The organism is Ottowia pentelensis, assembly GCF_964341695.1.
Genome location: NZ_OZ224513.1, coordinates 951,794 through 965,847, shown reverse-complemented (window position 1 = coordinate 965,847; position 14,054 = coordinate 951,794). Strand labels below are relative to the sequence as shown.

The 14,054-nt window shown below is 70.9% G+C and carries 14 protein-coding genes; 2 read left to right on the top strand and 12 right to left on the bottom strand.

What is annotated here, in order from left to right:
• Positions 1–2: 2 nt before the first annotated feature.
• Together ACWHMB_RS04580 and ACWHMB_RS04575 are read right to left on the bottom strand one after the other, a co-directional pair.
• A complete protein-coding gene (locus ACWHMB_RS04580; RefSeq protein ID WP_293226896.1) occupies positions 3–467 on the bottom strand; it encodes a universal stress protein in 465 nt (154 codons plus the stop codon).
• 69 nt (positions 468–536) lie between these two features.
• Complete coding sequence (locus tag ACWHMB_RS04575; RefSeq protein ID WP_377482679.1) at positions 537–1,274, bottom strand: 2OG-Fe dioxygenase family protein; 738 nt, start codon at positions 1,272–1,274, stop codon at positions 537–539.
• Positions 1,275–1,342: 68 nt separating this feature from the next.
• Between ACWHMB_RS04575 and ACWHMB_RS04570 the strand changes: the two genes are divergently transcribed.
• Positions 1,343–1,966 carry a hypothetical protein gene (locus ACWHMB_RS04570; RefSeq protein ID WP_377482677.1) on the top strand — a complete coding sequence of 208 codons (624 nt, stop codon included), beginning with the start codon at positions 1,343–1,345 and terminating at the stop codon, positions 1,964–1,966.
• A gap of 6 nt (positions 1,967–1,972) precedes the next feature.
• Here the strand turns inward: ACWHMB_RS04570 and ACWHMB_RS04565 are convergent, their stop codons facing one another.
• The 6 genes from ACWHMB_RS04565 to ACWHMB_RS04540 form a co-directional block, all read right to left on the bottom strand.
• Positions 1,973–3,661 (bottom strand): long-chain fatty acid--CoA ligase, encoded by a 1,689-nt coding sequence (locus ACWHMB_RS04565; protein WP_447648452.1) that lies wholly within the window; start codon positions 3,659–3,661, stop codon positions 1,973–1,975.
• A gap of 114 nt (positions 3,662–3,775) precedes the next feature.
• On the bottom strand, positions 3,776–4,996 hold the full coding sequence (locus tag ACWHMB_RS04560) for an ABC transporter substrate-binding protein (RefSeq protein WP_377482672.1): 1,221 nt from the start codon (positions 4,994–4,996) through the stop codon (positions 3,776–3,778).
• Between the two features lie 246 nt (positions 4,997–5,242).
• Positions 5,243–5,581, bottom strand: coding sequence for a P-II family nitrogen regulator (locus tag ACWHMB_RS04555; RefSeq protein ID WP_293225318.1), 339 nt, complete (start codon positions 5,579–5,581; stop codon positions 5,243–5,245).
• A 20-nt stretch (positions 5,582–5,601) separates the two neighbouring features.
• On the bottom strand, positions 5,602–7,266 hold the full coding sequence (locus ACWHMB_RS04550; protein ID WP_447648451.1) for an NAD+ synthase: 1,665 nt from the start codon (positions 7,264–7,266) through the stop codon (positions 5,602–5,604).
• An 88-nt stretch (positions 7,267–7,354) separates the two neighbouring features.
• The gene (locus ACWHMB_RS04545; RefSeq protein WP_377482665.1) at positions 7,355–7,681 is read right to left on the bottom strand and encodes a type II toxin-antitoxin system PemK/MazF family toxin; all 327 of its coding nucleotides are present in this window, start codon (positions 7,679–7,681) and stop codon (positions 7,355–7,357) included.
• Positions 7,678–7,902: an antitoxin MazE family protein gene (locus tag ACWHMB_RS04540; RefSeq protein ID WP_377482663.1), complete on the bottom strand. Its 225-nt coding sequence runs from the start codon at positions 7,900–7,902 to the stop codon at positions 7,678–7,680. The genes ACWHMB_RS04545 and ACWHMB_RS04540 overlap by 4 nt, the downstream gene beginning before the upstream one ends.
• A gap of 71 nt (positions 7,903–7,973) precedes the next feature.
• Here ACWHMB_RS04540 and ACWHMB_RS04535 point away from each other — a divergent pair, with 71 nt between their 5' ends.
• Positions 7,974–9,326, top strand: a complete 1,353-nt coding sequence (locus ACWHMB_RS04535; RefSeq protein WP_447648450.1) for a GNAT family N-acetyltransferase — start codon at positions 7,974–7,976, stop codon at positions 9,324–9,326.
• Here the strand turns inward: ACWHMB_RS04535 and ACWHMB_RS04530 are convergent.
• Genes ACWHMB_RS04530 through ACWHMB_RS04515 form a run of 4 tightly spaced genes read right to left on the bottom strand, consistent with a single transcriptional unit; the run spans position 9,323 to position 14,043 of the window.
• Positions 9,323–9,646 (bottom strand): hypothetical protein, encoded by a 324-nt coding sequence (locus ACWHMB_RS04530; protein WP_447648449.1) that lies wholly within the window; start codon positions 9,644–9,646, stop codon positions 9,323–9,325. The two genes, ACWHMB_RS04535 and ACWHMB_RS04530, sit on opposite strands and share 4 nt — an antisense overlap.
• Before the next feature lie 38 nt (positions 9,647–9,684).
• Entirely contained in the window at positions 9,685–11,181 is a 1,497-nt protein-coding gene (locus ACWHMB_RS04525) for a M20 family peptidase (RefSeq protein WP_377482657.1), read from the bottom strand.
• On the bottom strand, positions 11,178–12,599 hold the full coding sequence (locus ACWHMB_RS04520) for a DUF3482 domain-containing protein (protein ID WP_293225305.1): 1,422 nt from the start codon (positions 12,597–12,599) through the stop codon (positions 11,178–11,180). Before ACWHMB_RS04520 ends, ACWHMB_RS04525 begins: the two co-directional genes overlap by 4 nt.
• Entirely contained in the window at positions 12,592–14,043 is a 1,452-nt protein-coding gene (locus ACWHMB_RS04515) for a DUF2868 domain-containing protein (RefSeq protein ID WP_377482655.1), read from the bottom strand. The genes ACWHMB_RS04520 and ACWHMB_RS04515 overlap by 8 nt, the downstream gene beginning before the upstream one ends.
• Between the last annotated feature and the right edge of the window lie 11 nt (positions 14,044–14,054).

The window sequence follows — 14,054 nt, the reverse complement described above, 5'->3', positions numbered from 1 at the left end:
CGTCAGGCCGTCGCCGCCGCGGGCGCCGCGGGTGCCCGCACCACCAGCGTGCTGATCTTGCTGTGCGAGAGCACGCTTTGCGTCACGCTGCCCAGCACCAGGCGCTCCAGGCCGCGGCGGCCGTGCGAGCCCATCACGATCAGGTCGGCGCCGCACGAATCGGTGGCCTCGACGATGCCGCGCCAGACGGCATGCGACTCGATGACGCGCGTCTCGGCCTGCACGCCCGCCGCCTGCAGGCGCTGGGCGGCCCCTTCGATGGCGGCGGCGGCCTCGGCGCGAGCGGCGTTGAGGTACTGATCCTGCCCATAGGCGAATTCGCTGCCGACGCCGGTGAAGGGATAGGGGTCGATCACGTACACCGCCGTGACCACGGCGCCAAAGGCCTTGGCCAGCTCGGCCGCCTTGTCCACCGCCGCCATCGAGGTGGCGGAACCATCGACGGGAGCCAGGATGTGCTTGAACATGGAAAACTCCTTTTGGGCTGAATCAGCATCGATTGTCGGCTTGAACCACGCCCGCCGTCATGACGCACGTCAAGCCGCGGGCTCCAGAAAACCCTGCGCGCGCAACGTGACGACCAGGGTGTCGCGGTGGCCGGGCGCGCCCTCGGCCAGCGGCTGGATGGGTGTGGTCTCGTGGATCACGCCGTGGTCGTCCAGCAGCAGCACCGACCAAGGTTCGTCCAGCGTGAAGCGCTCGCCGCGCGGGCCGTCCTGCTCGAACACGCGCGTCTCGCCGCCCTTGACGCCTTCACGCGCCACCATGAACACGGCCACCAGGTCCACGCCGTCGCGGTGCGCGCCCTCGGGCGTGGGGCGGCCGATGCCGCCCGTGGTGTCGATGCGAAACGGGTGGGCCTCGCCGTACCAGGGCTGCACGCCCCACAGCGCGTCGGCCACGCGCGCCAGCCAGGCCAGCAGCGCGCGCCAGTCGGGCCGCGCCAGCGTGGCCGCATCGACCGGCGCAAACCAGCGCTGCATGCCACCGTGCAGCGCGTTGTAGGCCAGCGGCTGCCAGTGCGGGCGGTAGGGTACGTCCTGCACGGCGCCGCCCTGGGCCTTGAACGAGGCGTGGCGGCGCCGGCGATAGCGCCCGCCGTCCTTCAGGTATTCGTCCGGCGCCAGGTCGTCCCAGGCGCGCGCCAGCTGCTGCAGGTCGGCCACCGACGCGCCCGTGAGCGCACGCACGGCGGCGGCGTCCAGCACCGCGTAGCCGCGCTCGCGCAGCGCGGTGAGGTAGTGATCGGCGGTGGTGAACGGGGGCAAAAACATGATGCAAAAAAGGCGGGCGATGCGCCAAGGATAATCGCCGGCGCGCCCGTGTTGGCGCCCGCCCTGCCATGACCCTGCTGAACCTGTCGCTCGTCGCGGCCGCCCTGCTGGTGGCCCTGGCCTTTCGGCCCTGGCGGCAGTTGGCGGGCGGCGCCCTGCTCTCGCCGCTGCTGGCCGCGCTGGTCATCACGCCCTGGCTGTGGGCCCTGCCCTGGCTGCAGCACCTGCCGCTGCGCCTGCAGCTGTCGGGCGCCTGTCTGATCCTGCTGATGCTGGGCTGGCCACTGGCCATGCTGGTGTTCGGCGCGGTGGCGCTGGCCACCGGCTGGATCGCGCCCGTCACGCCGGCCGAGCAGCTGGACATGGCGCTGTGGCTGGGCATGGTGCCGGCCACGCTGGCGCTGGGCCTGGGCTGGGTGCTGCGGCGCTGGGTGGCGCACAACCCCTTCGTCTACATCCTGGGGCGCGCCTTTCTGGGCACCGCGCTGTGCCTGTTTGCCGCCGGCACGCTGGCGCACTGGAGCGGGCAGGCGCTGGGCGCCAGCGTGGAACCCGGCCTGGCCCTGGTGGCACGCTGGCTGATGGCCTGGGGCGACGCCATCATGACCGGCATGATCGTCGCCATCTGCGTGGCCTTTCGCCCGCAGTGGCTGGCGACCTGGTCCGACCGCCTGTATCTCAAGGCGCCATAGCTGCGCTCAGCCGGTTTCCTTTTCCTGCAGCAGGCGCCACATGACCTTGCCGCTGCCACTCTTGGGCAGGGCGTTGGCGAACTGCACCGCGCGCGGCACCTTGTAGGCCGCCATGTGCTCGCGGCACCAGTCGATGATGTCCTGCTCGCTCACTTGGCCCTGGTGCGTGGCGCGCAGCACCACCACGGCCTTGACCGATTCGCCGCGGTAGGCGTCCCGGGTGCCGATCACGCAGGCCTCCTGGATGGCGGGATGCTTGAACATCAGCGCCTCGACCTCGGCCGGCCAGACCTTGAAGCCGCTGGCGTTGATCATGCGCTTGAGCCGATCGGTGATGAAGAAGTAGCCGTCCTCGTCCACCCGGCCCAGGTCGCCCGAGCGGAAAAAGCGCTTGCCCTCCAGTTCGAAGAAGGCGGCCTCGGTGGCATCGGGGCGCTTCCAGTAGCCCTGGAACACCTCGGGGCCGTGGATCACGATCTCGCCGGTCTCGCCCTGCGGCACTTCCTTGAGCGTGTCGGGGTCGACCACGCGCGCGTCGGTGCTCATGAAGGGGATACCCAGGCACTGCTGCTTGGGGTGCTCCAGCGGGTTCTGGTGCGAGGGCGCGGCGGTTTCGGTCAGGCCGTAGCCCTCGGCGTAGCGCAGGCCGTAGACCTCGAACAGGCGCTGCGCCACCGCCTGCGGCATGGCCGCGCCGCCGCCGCTGATGGCCTTGAGGCTGGACAAATCGAAACTGGCGAAGTTGGGGCTCGCCAGCAGGTCGATCACCATGGTGGGGATGTTGGCCCAGGCCGTGACCTTCCAGCGCGAGATCAGGCGTCCGGCCAGCTCGCGGTCCCAGCGCGGCATCAGCACCATGGTGGCGCCAGCGTACACCGCCGCGTGCATCACCGCCACCATGCCGGTGATGTGGAACATGGGCACCACCACCAGGCCCACCGTCTCGCTGCTGCCGTTGCCCCACAGCGTGCAGGCCACGGCGTTGTGCATGATCGACGCATGGGTGTGCATGCAGCCCTTGGGCAGGCCGGTGGTGCCGCTGGTGTAGGGCAGCACGCTCAGGTCCTGCGAGCCCACGGTGGTCGGCGCCAGCGGGCCGTCAAAAGCCAGCGCATCCGCCCAGGCCTGCACCTGGCCGCCGTCGAGCACGGGCAGCGGGCGGCGCGGCAGCAGCCAGTCGCGCCAGGCCTCGGGCGGGGCGTCCTCGCCCGGCACGGCGGCGTCGAAGGCGTCGGTGTACTGCGTGACGATCAGGTGCGCCAGGCGCTGGCCCGCGGGCAGCGCGTTGGAGGCCGCCGCCAGCTCGCCGGCCAGCTCGGCGCTGGTGATGGCCACCCTGGCGTCGGGGTCGGTGATGTAGTGCTTGAGCTCTTCGGCCCGGTTCATCGGGTTGATGGGCACCACCACCGCGTCGGCGCGCAGGATGGCGAAGTGCGCCACGATCAGCTGCGGCGTGTTCTGCAGGTTCAGCAGCACGCGGTCGCCCTTGGCCACGCCCAGCGCCTGCAGCCGCGCGGCCAGGCGCTCGGCCGCGGCCTTCAGTTGCGCCCAGGTCAGTACCGCGCCGAAGAACACCGTGGCCGGCTTGTCCGGGTAGCGCAGCGCGCTGATGGCCAGGTTGTGCCACAGCGAGGTGGCGGGCACGGTGATGGCGTGCGGCAGGCGCGACGGCCAGAACTTGAAATGCGGGCGCATGGGGGGCTGTCTCCGGTGGCTTTGGCGCCATGCTAGCGCGGCCGGAGCCGGCGACCGCAGGGCGCCTTGTCGCCGGTGCGACGGGCGCCGCCCAAAACTACAAAAATCGCAGCATCAAGCCAGCTTGCAGCCGGTGCCGGCGTCTTCCAGCGCGCGCGCGGCCACGCCGATCAGGCGGTTTTCGCCGGCCGACGCGGTGCGCAGGTAGATGTCCTGCACCGGGTTGTGCGCGCGGCCCATGCGCCATTTGCCGCGCGGGCTGTCGATGCTGGCCGACTCCAGCGCGCCATAGAGCCGATTGCGCTGGCTCATGTCGCCCTGCACGGCCTCCAGCCCGTGACGCAGCAGCAGGCCGGTGTCGTAGCCCTGCATGGCGTAGACGTCGGGCTCGTGCTTGAAGGCGCGGCGGTAGTTGTAGCGGAACTCGCCGTTGCGCACGGTGGGCAGCAGGTTGCTGTAGTGCAGCGTGGTGACGATGCCCTCGGCCGCCACGCCGGCGCCGTCCAGCACGCCCTCGGTCAGAAAGCCCGAGCCGTACAGCGGGATGCTGTACTGCAGCCCGGCCTTGGCGTAGTCCTGCATGAACTTGGCGGCGCCCGCGCCGGCAAAGAAGCAGGCCACGGCATCGGGCTTGAGTTGGGCGATCTCGGCCAGCACGGCGCTGAAGTCGGTGCTGGGAAACGGCACTTTCAGCTCCTTCACGATGGTGCCGCCGGCCTTGACGTAGCCCTCGCGAAAGCCTTCCAGCGAGTCGGCGCCGGCCGAGTAGTCCCAGGTCACCCACACGGCGCGGCGCGCCTTGCGCTCGATCATGGCCTGACCCAGCGCCACCGTGGGCTGCGCCATGGTGAACGAGGTGCGGAACACGTTGGGCAGGCAGGCGCCGCGCGTCACCGCGTGCACGCCGGCATTGGGGATGAGGGTGAGCGTTCCGGTCTCGGCCACCACCTTCTGCATCGCCATCTGCACGCCCGAGTGCACGGTGCCGACGATGACATCGACCTTGTCCTGCACCGCCAGGCGGCGCGCGTTGGCGTCCGCCTTCTTCGGCTCGGACTCGTCGTCCAGCTTGATCCACTCGACGTCGCGGCCCGCCAGGCGTCCGCCCTTTTCGGCCACGGCCATGCGCATGCCGTTCTCGATCGCCTCGCCCAGCTTGGCGTAGGTGCCGCTGTAGGGCAGCATCAGGCCGACCTTCAGCTTGTCCTTCTCCGCCGCCGCCGGGCCCTGCGCCAGCGCACGCCCCGAACCCAGCACGCCCGCGGCGGCCCCCACCACCGACACACCGCGCGCCAGCACCCGACGGCGCGACACGCCATTTGAAAACATCTTCATGTCCACCTGCTCCTGAAAAAAAATGCATCTCGACCGACCATCTCGGCGGTGCACACACGTAATTTTTGTAATTATGTTGCACTTAGGGAGCGGGAATACCACAAAGTTGCGACAACGCAACGCATGAACATGCAAATTAATTCATGTGCTCACGCCTCCAGGCACAAAGACAAAAGGGGTTGGCCAGCAACGCCGGCCAACCCCTTGCCATGCATGAACCGCGACGCGCGCGGATGTGGGATGGGCTCAGACCGCTTCGTCGCCCTCCTCGCCGGTGCGAATGCGCACCACGCGCTCGACCGGGGTGACGAAGATCTTGCCGTCGCCGATCTTGCCGGTGCGCGCGGCCTTGACGATGGCCTCGACGCAGCGCTCGACGGCCTCGTCGGCCACCACCACCTCGATCATCACCTTGGGCAGGAAGTCCACCACGTACTCGGCGCCCCGGTACAGTTCGGTGTGGCCCTTCTGGCGGCCGAAGCCCTTGACCTCGGTCACCGTCAGGCCGGTGACGCCGACGTCGCCCAGCGCCTCGCGGGCCTCCTCCAGCTTGAAGGGCTTGATGATGGCGGTGATTTGTTTCATGCAGGGTGCTCCAGTGGGGCTCAGGCCCGGAATCGATTGGTCATAGGATAACGCCAGTCCTTGCCAAAACCGCGCGGCGTCACGCGCGTGCCCACCGGCGCCTGCTGGCGCTTGTATTCGCTGCCCTTGATCAGGCGCGTGACGCGCTCCACGTTGGCGGGGGCGAAGCCCTCGGCCAGCAGTTCGGCAATGGCGGCGTCGTGCTCGACGTAGCGGACGATGATGGCGTCCAGCACCTCGTAGGGCGGCAGGCTGTCCTGGTCGGTCTGGCCTTCGCGCAGCTCGGCGCTGGGCGGGCGGGTGATGATGCGCTCGGGGATCGGGTTGGCGCCCGTGCCGTAGGGGTCGTGCGCGTTGCGCCAGCGCGCCAGCTCGAACACGCGCGTCTTGACCACGTCCTTGATGGGCGCAAAGCCGCCGCACATGTCGCCGTACAGCGTGCAGTAGCCCACGGCGTACTCGCTCTTGTTGCCGGTGGTCAGGATCAGGTGGCCGAACTTGTTGGACAGCGCCATCAGCAGCAGGCCGCGCAGGCGCGCCTGGATGTTCTCCTCGGTGGTGTCCTCGGCGCGGCCAGCGAACAAAGGCGCCAGCGCGGCCTTGACGGTCTCGAAGGCCGGGCGGATCGACAGCTCGTCGTGCCGCACGCCCAGGCGCCGCGCCATCTCGTGCGCGTCCTGCACGCTGATGCCGGCGGTGTAGGGGCTGGGCAGCATCAGCGTGTGCACCTGCCCGGCGCCCAGCGCATCGACCGCCAGCGCCAGCACCAGGGCCGAGTCGATGCCGCCCGACAGGCCCAGCGCCACGCTTTTGAAGCCGTTCTTGCGCACGTAGTCGCGCAGGCCCAGCACCAGCGCGTCCCACAGCTCGCGTTCGGGCGTGGGCGGCGGTGTCGTCGTTGCTATTATTTGAATAGCTGCTTGCGCTTGCTGCGCCTGCGCAAACCACAGTTTTTCTTCAAAAGCCGGGGCGCGGCCCGCCAGCGTGCCGTCCGATGCGACGGCAAAGGACTGGCCGTCGAACACCACCTCGTCCTGCCCGCCCACCCAGTGCGCCCACACCAGCGGCAGGCCGACCTCGCGCGCGCGCGCACGCATCACGGCCTCGCGCTCGACGCCCTTGCCCTGGTGAAAGGGCGAGGCGTTGATGACCGCCAGCAGTTCGGCGCCCGCCGCCTTGGCCTGGCGCGCGGGCTCGGCGTACCAGGCATCCTCGCAGATCAGCAGGCCCACGCGCACGCCGCCGGCCTCGAACACGCAGGCACCCTGCCCGGGCACGAAGTAGCGCCGCTCGTCGAACACCTGGTAGTTGGGCAGGCGCTGCTTGGCGTAGGTGGCCAGCACCCGCCCGTTGCAGATCACGCTCGCGGCGTTGTGGCGCTCGCTGATGGTCACGCTGGGGCCGCGCGCGTCGTGGCCCACCGGGTGGCCGACCACGATCACCAAGTCCTGCAGCGCCGCCGTTTCGCGCGCCACGGTCTGAACCGCGTCATCGCAGGCCGCCATGAAGGCCGGGCGCAGCAGCAGGTCCTCGGCGATGTAGCCGCAGATCGCGCCCTCGGGCGCCAGCAGCAGGCGCGCACCCTGCGCATGCGCGCTGCGCGCCGCGTCGATGATTTTTTGCGCGTTGCCCGGCATGTCGCCGACGACGAAGTTGAGCTGGGCCACGCAGATGGAGAGGGACATGTCGATGCGGGAAGATGGGCGTCAGGAGCGAATGGTAGCGAACGCGTCGCGCGGGGCGACAGCCGGCGGCCAAGGCCTGCGCCGCGGCCTACTTGGCAATGCCCAAAAACACCGCCAGGCAACGCTCGACCTCGACCAGGGCGTCGGCATCGATGCGGCCGATGACCCGCCCCAGCTTGTCGCGCCGCACGGTCATGGCCTTGTCGACCATGACCTGCGATGGCTTTTGCAGACCGTTTTCGGCGCTCGGCGCAAGCAGGATGCGAAGCAAGGGGGCCTGCACCAGCGCGCTCGACACCGGAAGGATCGTGACGCTGGGGTGAGCGCTGAATTGGCTGGCCTGGATGATCAAGGCGGGCCTGGGCTTGCCGAAGTCGCCCTGCGTCGCCACGGTGACCAGATCGCCACGGTTCATGCCGTCCAGCCGTCCATGTCCGCCAAGGCCGCATCCATGAACCGCTGCAGCTCGGCATCGTCCAGTTCGGCCTGTGCCACCAAGAGGGACTGGCGGCGACACTCGTCAGCGAAGTCCGGACGGCGCGTATCGGGCACCCAGATCTGAACCGGGCGAAGCCCGGCTTCGCGCAAGGCATCCCGATGCTTCTGAACCCTGGCGTTGACATGCGTGGCGGTCATGAAAGGCACTCCTCTCGTTACATGGAACACTTTAGCCTGGTTGCATGTAACGGTCAATGTCTCGCCTGCCGATGATTCTCAGCCTCTCGCCCAATAATCCGGCAGTACCCGCATCCTGTTTTCGCCTTGCTCCAAGCCGCCCCCCCTTTCGCCAACAGATCGTCACCGACCCCGGCACCGTTGACGCGCAGGCCTGGAACGACCTGCTGGCGCGCCAGCACGCGCCCACGCCCTTCATGCGCCGCGAATACCTGGCGGCGCTGCACGCCAGCGGCAGCGCGGTGCCCGAGACCGGCTGGGCGCCGCGCTTCATGCTGCTGTGGGACGGGGCGGCGCTGGCCGCCGCCTGCCCGCTGTACGTCAAGGCGCATTCTTATGGCGAGTACGTGTTCGACTGGGCCTGGGCCAACGCCTATGCCGAGCACGGCCTGCGCTACTACCCCAAGGCCCTGGTGGCCGTGCCCTTCACCCCCGTGCCGGGCTCGCGCCTGCTGGCGCGCGATGCGGCGGCGCGCGCGGCGCTGGTGCGGGCGCTGCTGGCGTGGTGCACGCAGCACAAGCTGTCGTCGCTGCACGTGCTGTTCGGCGATGACGAGGATGTGGCGGCGTGCGCGGCGGCCGATTTGATGCCGCGCCACCAGGTGCAGTTCCACTGGAAGAACTTGAGACCCCCACGCTCCCCCGCTGCGCGTGGTGCGCTGCCCCCCGAGGGGGCGCTCGCCGCCTTGGGGCGGCCCGGCGGCGGCTCGGAGCACGAGCTTGGCCCCTACCGCGACTTCGAGGACTTCCTGGCCGCGCTGACGCAGGACAAGCGCAAAAAGATTCGTCAGGAGCGGCGCAAGGTGGCTGCGGCCGGCGTCAGGTTTCGCAGCGCGCGCGGCGCCGCCATCACGCCGGCGGACTGGGCGTTTTTCTACCGCTGCTACGAGCGCACCTACCTGGAGCACGGCAACGAACCCTACCTGACGCCCGCCTTCTTCGAGGCCATGGCGCGCGACCTGGCGAGCCACTGGGTGCTGTTCATCGCCGAGCGCGCGGGGCAGCCCATCGCTTGCAGTTTGATAGCTGTCAGCGCAGATTTGGCGGGCGTTGGGGGCCAAAACGACTCAGAAATGGTGGCCTACGGCCGCTACTGGGGCGCGCTGGAGCGCGTGGACTGCCTGCACTTCGAGGCCTGCTACTACCAGCCCATCGACTGGTGCATTCGCCACGGCGTGGCGCGCTTCGAGGGCGGTGCGCAGGGCGAACACAAGATGGCGCGCGCCCTGCTGCCGGTGGCCACCACCAGTTGCCACTGGCTGGCGCACCCGGCCTTTGCCGACGCGGTGGCGCGCTTTCTGGCGCGCGAGGACCAGGGGATGGAGCGCTACCTGCACGATCTGCAGGAGCGCTCGCCCCTGCGCCACGCAAGCGCCCCCGCTTAGCCCCGGTCGGCCTTGGGCTTGCGCCGGATGACGCGCTTGCCGCCGACCTGGTGCACCACCGGCGTGAGTTGCGCCGCCTCGAAGGGCTCGGCCGGCGGGCCGCAGTTTTCGTCGGCCACGCCGAACACCATGTTGGCGCCGGGGCCGAAGCGCTCGGGCACGGTCTGGTGCAGCTGCAGCGACATGTCCACCGGCGGGGTGGAGGTCTGCGAAACGATCTGCCCCTTGCCGTCCAGCACGGTGTAGCAGCTGGCCTGCGCGCCGGCGGCGGCCAGCAGGGCGAGGGTGGCGACGAGAAGGGGCTTGCGGGCAGAGGTCATGGGCCTATTGTTGACCGACAACGCAATGACGGCAAGTATCACGCACCCGGCCGCGCGGCCGCCATCTGCGTGATCAGCCGGTGATAGAAGCGGATGGCGTCCGCGTAATTCTTCACGGCCAGGCGCTCGTTGGTGCCGTGAAAGCGCTTCAGGTCCTCGCTGTTGGCACGCACGGGCGAGAACTTGAAGATGTGGTCGCTGATGGGCTCGTAGTGCACCGAGTCGGTGCCGCCCACCATCAGGCCGGGGGCCACCAGCGCGTCCGGAAAGACCTCGCGGATGGTCTGGTTCAGCAGCTTGTATTGCGCCGAGCCGGTGGGCGCCACCTTGGACGCCTCCCTGGCGCCGGGCAGGGTCTCCAGCTTCAGCTGATCGGCCGGCACCGCCGCGTCGATCGCGCCGTGCACGTGCTGCAGCACGCCGTCCTCGGTGTCGCCCGGCAGCATGCGGAAGTTGACCGTGGCCTCGGCGCGGCCGGGCAGCACGTTGTCCTTGTTGCCGGCGCTCACGATGGTCAGCGCCGTGGTGGTGCGCAGCAGGGCGTTGGTGCTGGCGGCGCCCTCGAGCTGCCTTTGCACCAGCGGGCCGAACAGCCACAGGTTGGACAGCGCCACGCGCGAAAAACCACTCATCTCGGGCGCCAGGGTGTCGAACATTTCGCCCGCCACGCCGCGGATGGCGGCGGGCATCTGCCGGTTCTCCAGCTTGGTCAGGGCGGCGGCCATCATGGCGATGGCGCTCGTGCCCTGGGGCGGCGGCATGGACGAATGGCCCGGCGTGGCCGACACCGTCAGCTGCACCGACAGGTAGCCCTTCTCGGCAATGCCGATCACCGCCGCCGGCGGCTTCAGGCCCGGCAGCACGCCGTCGAGCACCAGCAGGCCTTCGTCGATGACGAAGTCCAGCTGCACGCCGCGCGACTTGAGCAGCGCCGCGATCTGCGCCGCGCCGCGCTGGCCGCCGACCTCCTCGTCGGCGCCGTAGGCCAGGTAGACGGTGCGCGGCGGCTGCCAGCCGCTTTGCAGCAGCAGCTCGACCGCCTCCAGCTGCGACAGCAGGTTGCCCTTGTCGTCCCACGAGCCGCGGCCCCAGATGTAGCCGCCCTCGACGGCGCCGGAAAACGGCGGCTGCTGCCAGTCGCCCTCGGTGCCGGGCGCTATGGGCACCACGTCCTGGTGCGCCATCAGCAGCATGGGCTTGGCCTGCGGGTCGCTGCCGGGCCAGGTGTAGAGCAGGCTCAGGCCGCCCACGGTTTCGCGCGTGAGCTGGGCGTGCACCCGCGGAAACTGCTGCTGCAGCAGCGCGTGCAGCGCCTCGAACCGATCGGCATTGAGCTGCGCGTCGGTTTGCGAGGACACCGTCTGCAGGCGCACCGCCTGCCCCAGGCGCTGGGCGACGGCGCCCTCGTCGATGGCCAGCGGCGCCAGCGGCGGCACCTGCAGCTGGCGCGAGCCCTTGCGCACGGTGTTGATGGCGACAAAAGCCGCCAGCGCCACCACCCCGGCCAGCACGGCCCACAGAACTTTCTTGATCACGATGCCTCGTCCTCCTCCGGATCGGGCGGCAGCAGCCGCGCCACGCGCTCCACCAGCTCGGTGCGCTCGTCGTCGTCGCGCGCGCCGCGCTGGCGCCGCTCCCACTTTGGATGGCCACGCGCCGGCGCCAGCGCCTGCACGGCCCGCAGCACGCCCTCGGACACCGGCGCGCCGACCGCGTCCGTCGGCAGCGCCACCGTGCCGACACGCAGGCGCTGCTGCGCGGCGTGGCCGCGCCGCGCCAGGGCCGTGGCCAGCGCCGACAGATGCTCGGCCAGCAGCAGCAACAGGGCATCGTCGGCGGTCAGCTCCTGCACGCCGTCCAGGCGGTTTTTGGCCTTGCGCCACAGCGGCCGCCAGCCGCCCGACAGCGCGCCGCCCACGGTGGCACCCAGGGTGGTGGCGGCGCCCAGCGACAGGCCGGCCAGCGCCACGTCGGCCACCGCGCCCACGCCGGCGCCGATCATGGCGCCCAGGCCCAGGCGGGTGCCGGCGCGCTTGAGCAGCTCGGGGTTGAACAAATCGTCCTCCCAGCGCTCGGCCAGCGCGGGCAGCTCGGCCAGCTCGGCGTCGCCTTCGCGAAAGCCGAACAGCGCCAGCAGCTCGCTCACCGCGTGGCGCGCGTGGCCGCGCACGTCGTCCTGAAAGGCACGCACGAAGGCCTTTTGCCGCAGCGCGTCGGCAAACTCATCGGCCGGCAGCGCGCGGCGCATGGCGGCGACGTCGACCAGGTGGCTGGCCACCACGCGGGCGGCGGCCTGGCGGCGCTCGCGCGCCTGCAGCGCCAGCGCGTCGACCAGGTCCGCCAGCTGCGCGCGCCGCTGCGGCAGCAGGCTGGCCAGGTCGGTGTACAGCTCGCGCTCGCTGCCGTTGAAGGGGGCCACGACGTCGAACTCGGCGCGCGCGTGCAGGCCGCTTTCCTGCAGCGCGCGGTGCCAGTCGGCCACGCGGGCGGCGCCGTCGCGCACGAAGTTGAGCACCGGCATGACCGGCTTGGCGCAGGCGGCGAGGATCTCGATCTCGGCGCGGTACTTGGGCAGCACCGGCTGGCGCGTGTCGATCACCAGCATGGCGCAGTCGGCCTGCTCCAGCAGCGCGCGCAGCACCTTGGCCTCCTGCTCGAAGGCGGCGCGCGCCTCGGGCCCGGCCAGGAAGGCGCGCACGCGCTCGGTGCGCGTCTCCCCCGGCTGGCGGCCCAGAAAGTCCAGCAGCGCCACCGAATCCTCCAGCCCCGGCGTGTCGATGAAGCGCGCCGCCACCTGGCCGTCCAGCCGCAGCGCCAGCGCCTCGGCGTGGCGCGTGGTGCCGGGGCGCTCGGACACCTCGCCGAAATCGACCTGGCGCGTGAGCGTGCGCAGCAGCGAGGTCTTGCCCGCGTTGGTGTGGCCGACCACGGCGACGATCAGCGGCTCAGGCATCGGCGACCTCGTGGTTTGCTATCCAATCGAGAGCTGCCGGCGCTGACTGGACAAGCGCTACAGCGTCAAAATGCTCGGATTTCAACCAGTCGCGCCAGCGTGCGCCCTGGTCGTCGCCCGCGCCCAGCGGCCACAGCGCCGCGCGCTGCGCCAGCGCGGCGGCCTCGCGCACGAAGCGCGCGGTGCCGCGGTCGGGGCTGGCCGGCGCGTGCACCAGCAGCAGCAGCGACTGCGGGCGCGTGGCGGCCAGCTGCTGCAGCGCACTTTGACGTTCGGCCTGGCTGCCGCTGACGTGCAGGGGCGGCGCGGCCGGGTCCGGCGGCAGCGGCCAGGCCTGATCGGGCGGCAGCTCGAAGCCAACCGCGCGCCACGAGCCCGGCGCGCCGGGCGCGGCCGCCGGCCAAGCAGGGGCGGCCGCGCCGGCACCCGGGTGCTCGGCGTCGATCACCGCCGGCGGCGGCTCCAGCGCGTCCAGCCGGCGCACGATGCGCTGCACCTCGGGGTCGGCCATGTCCACGCCTTTCAAGCGCGCCACGCCGGCACGCCAGCGCCAGGCGCTGAGCAGTGCCAGCAGCGCGCGCGGCAGCAGGCCGTAGACCGCCACGCAGCCCATCAGCCACCAGGCCCATTCGCGCTGGCCGGCGGCGGGCGGCACGAAGCCGGCCCCCGCCTGCCCGACCTGCGCCACCGCCTGCGCGTCGGGCACCGGAAAGCCCAGCGCCGCCGGCAGCGCGCCGGTGATCTGCACGAAGCGCTGGAAGAACTCGGCGCTCAGGATGGTGGTCTGCCAGCTCAGCCGATAGGTCTGAAAGGCAAAGCCGAAGGCCAGCACCGCCAGCGTCAGCACGAAGGCGGCCGTCCAGATGCCGTGGCTGATCAGCCCGGTCAGCCAGGGCCACAGGCGCTGGCGCTGCATCACCGCGCCGAAGCCGCGCCACAGGTCCAGCGCGTGCGGGCCGCGGCCCTGCGGCCAGCGAGCCACCAGGCCCAGCGCCAGCCGGCCCAGCGACCAGTCGCCCAGCCGCACGTGCAGCCCCGCCAGCGTGGCCAGCAGCCCCAGCAGCCAGACCGTGAGTGTGAGCGCATGCAGCCCCAGCAGGCTGACGAAGGCCGCCACGGCGTTGATGCTGCGGTCGGGCGCCAGCACGCTGCGCCCGGCGGCCAGGCCGGCCAGCGCGATCAGCACCGCCAGCGCCAGCGCCACCCAACCGCCCCACTGGCGCCAGCGCGCCAGCTCCTGCGGCAGGCCCAGGCGGCGGCCCAGCAGCCAGGCGCGCGCCTGCACCTGCGCGGCGCGCGTGGGCTGGGCGGCAAAGGCCTGGCGCAGCTCGGCCGCGTCATCCAGCGCGCCAGCGCTCTCGATGTGCTGCACGGCGGCGCCCACCAGCGCCCGCGCCAGCGGGCTGGCGTGCTCGAATGCAAGGGATGGGCTGGGCGGCGTCATGGGTCGCGGCT

Bases quoted from the DNA above. Each gene is read 5' to 3' on its own strand.
- ACWHMB_RS04530 (WP_447648449.1), bottom strand. From the start codon at position 9,646: ATGACCTCTGCCCGCAAGCCCCTTCTCGTCGCCACCCTCGCCCTGCTG.
- ACWHMB_RS04560 (WP_377482672.1), bottom strand. From the start codon at position 4,996: ATGAAGATGTTTTCAAATGGCGTGTCGCGCCGTCGGGTGCTGGCGCGC.
- ACWHMB_RS04570 (WP_377482677.1), top strand. From the start codon at position 1,343: ATGACCCTGCTGAACCTGTCGCTCGTCGCGGCCGCCCTGCTGGTGGCC.
- ACWHMB_RS04540 (WP_377482663.1), bottom strand. From the start codon at position 7,902: ATGACCGCCACGCATGTCAACGCCAGGGTTCAGAAGCATCGGGATGCC.
- ACWHMB_RS04520 (WP_293225305.1), bottom strand. From the start codon at position 12,599: ATGCCTGAGCCGCTGATCGTCGCCGTGGTCGGCCACACCAACGCGGGC.
- ACWHMB_RS04550 (WP_447648451.1), bottom strand. From the start codon at position 7,266: ATGTCCCTCTCCATCTGCGTGGCCCAGCTCAACTTCGTCGTCGGCGAC.
- ACWHMB_RS04565 (WP_447648452.1), bottom strand. From the start codon at position 3,661: ATGCGCCCGCATTTCAAGTTCTGGCCGTCGCGCCTGCCGCACGCCATC.
- ACWHMB_RS04575 (WP_377482679.1), bottom strand. From the start codon at position 1,274: ATGTTTTTGCCCCCGTTCACCACCGCCGATCACTACCTCACCGCGCTG.
- ACWHMB_RS04535 (WP_447648450.1), top strand. From the start codon at position 7,974: ATGATTCTCAGCCTCTCGCCCAATAATCCGGCAGTACCCGCATCCTGT.
- ACWHMB_RS04555 (WP_293225318.1), bottom strand. From the start codon at position 5,581: ATGAAACAAATCACCGCCATCATCAAGCCCTTCAAGCTGGAGGAGGCC.
- ACWHMB_RS04515 (WP_377482655.1), bottom strand. From the start codon at position 14,043: ATGACGCCGCCCAGCCCATCCCTTGCATTCGAGCACGCCAGCCCGCTG.
- ACWHMB_RS04580 (WP_293226896.1), bottom strand. From the start codon at position 467: ATGTTCAAGCACATCCTGGCTCCCGTCGATGGTTCCGCCACCTCGATG.
- ACWHMB_RS04545 (WP_377482665.1), bottom strand. From the start codon at position 7,681: ATGAACCGTGGCGATCTGGTCACCGTGGCGACGCAGGGCGACTTCGGC.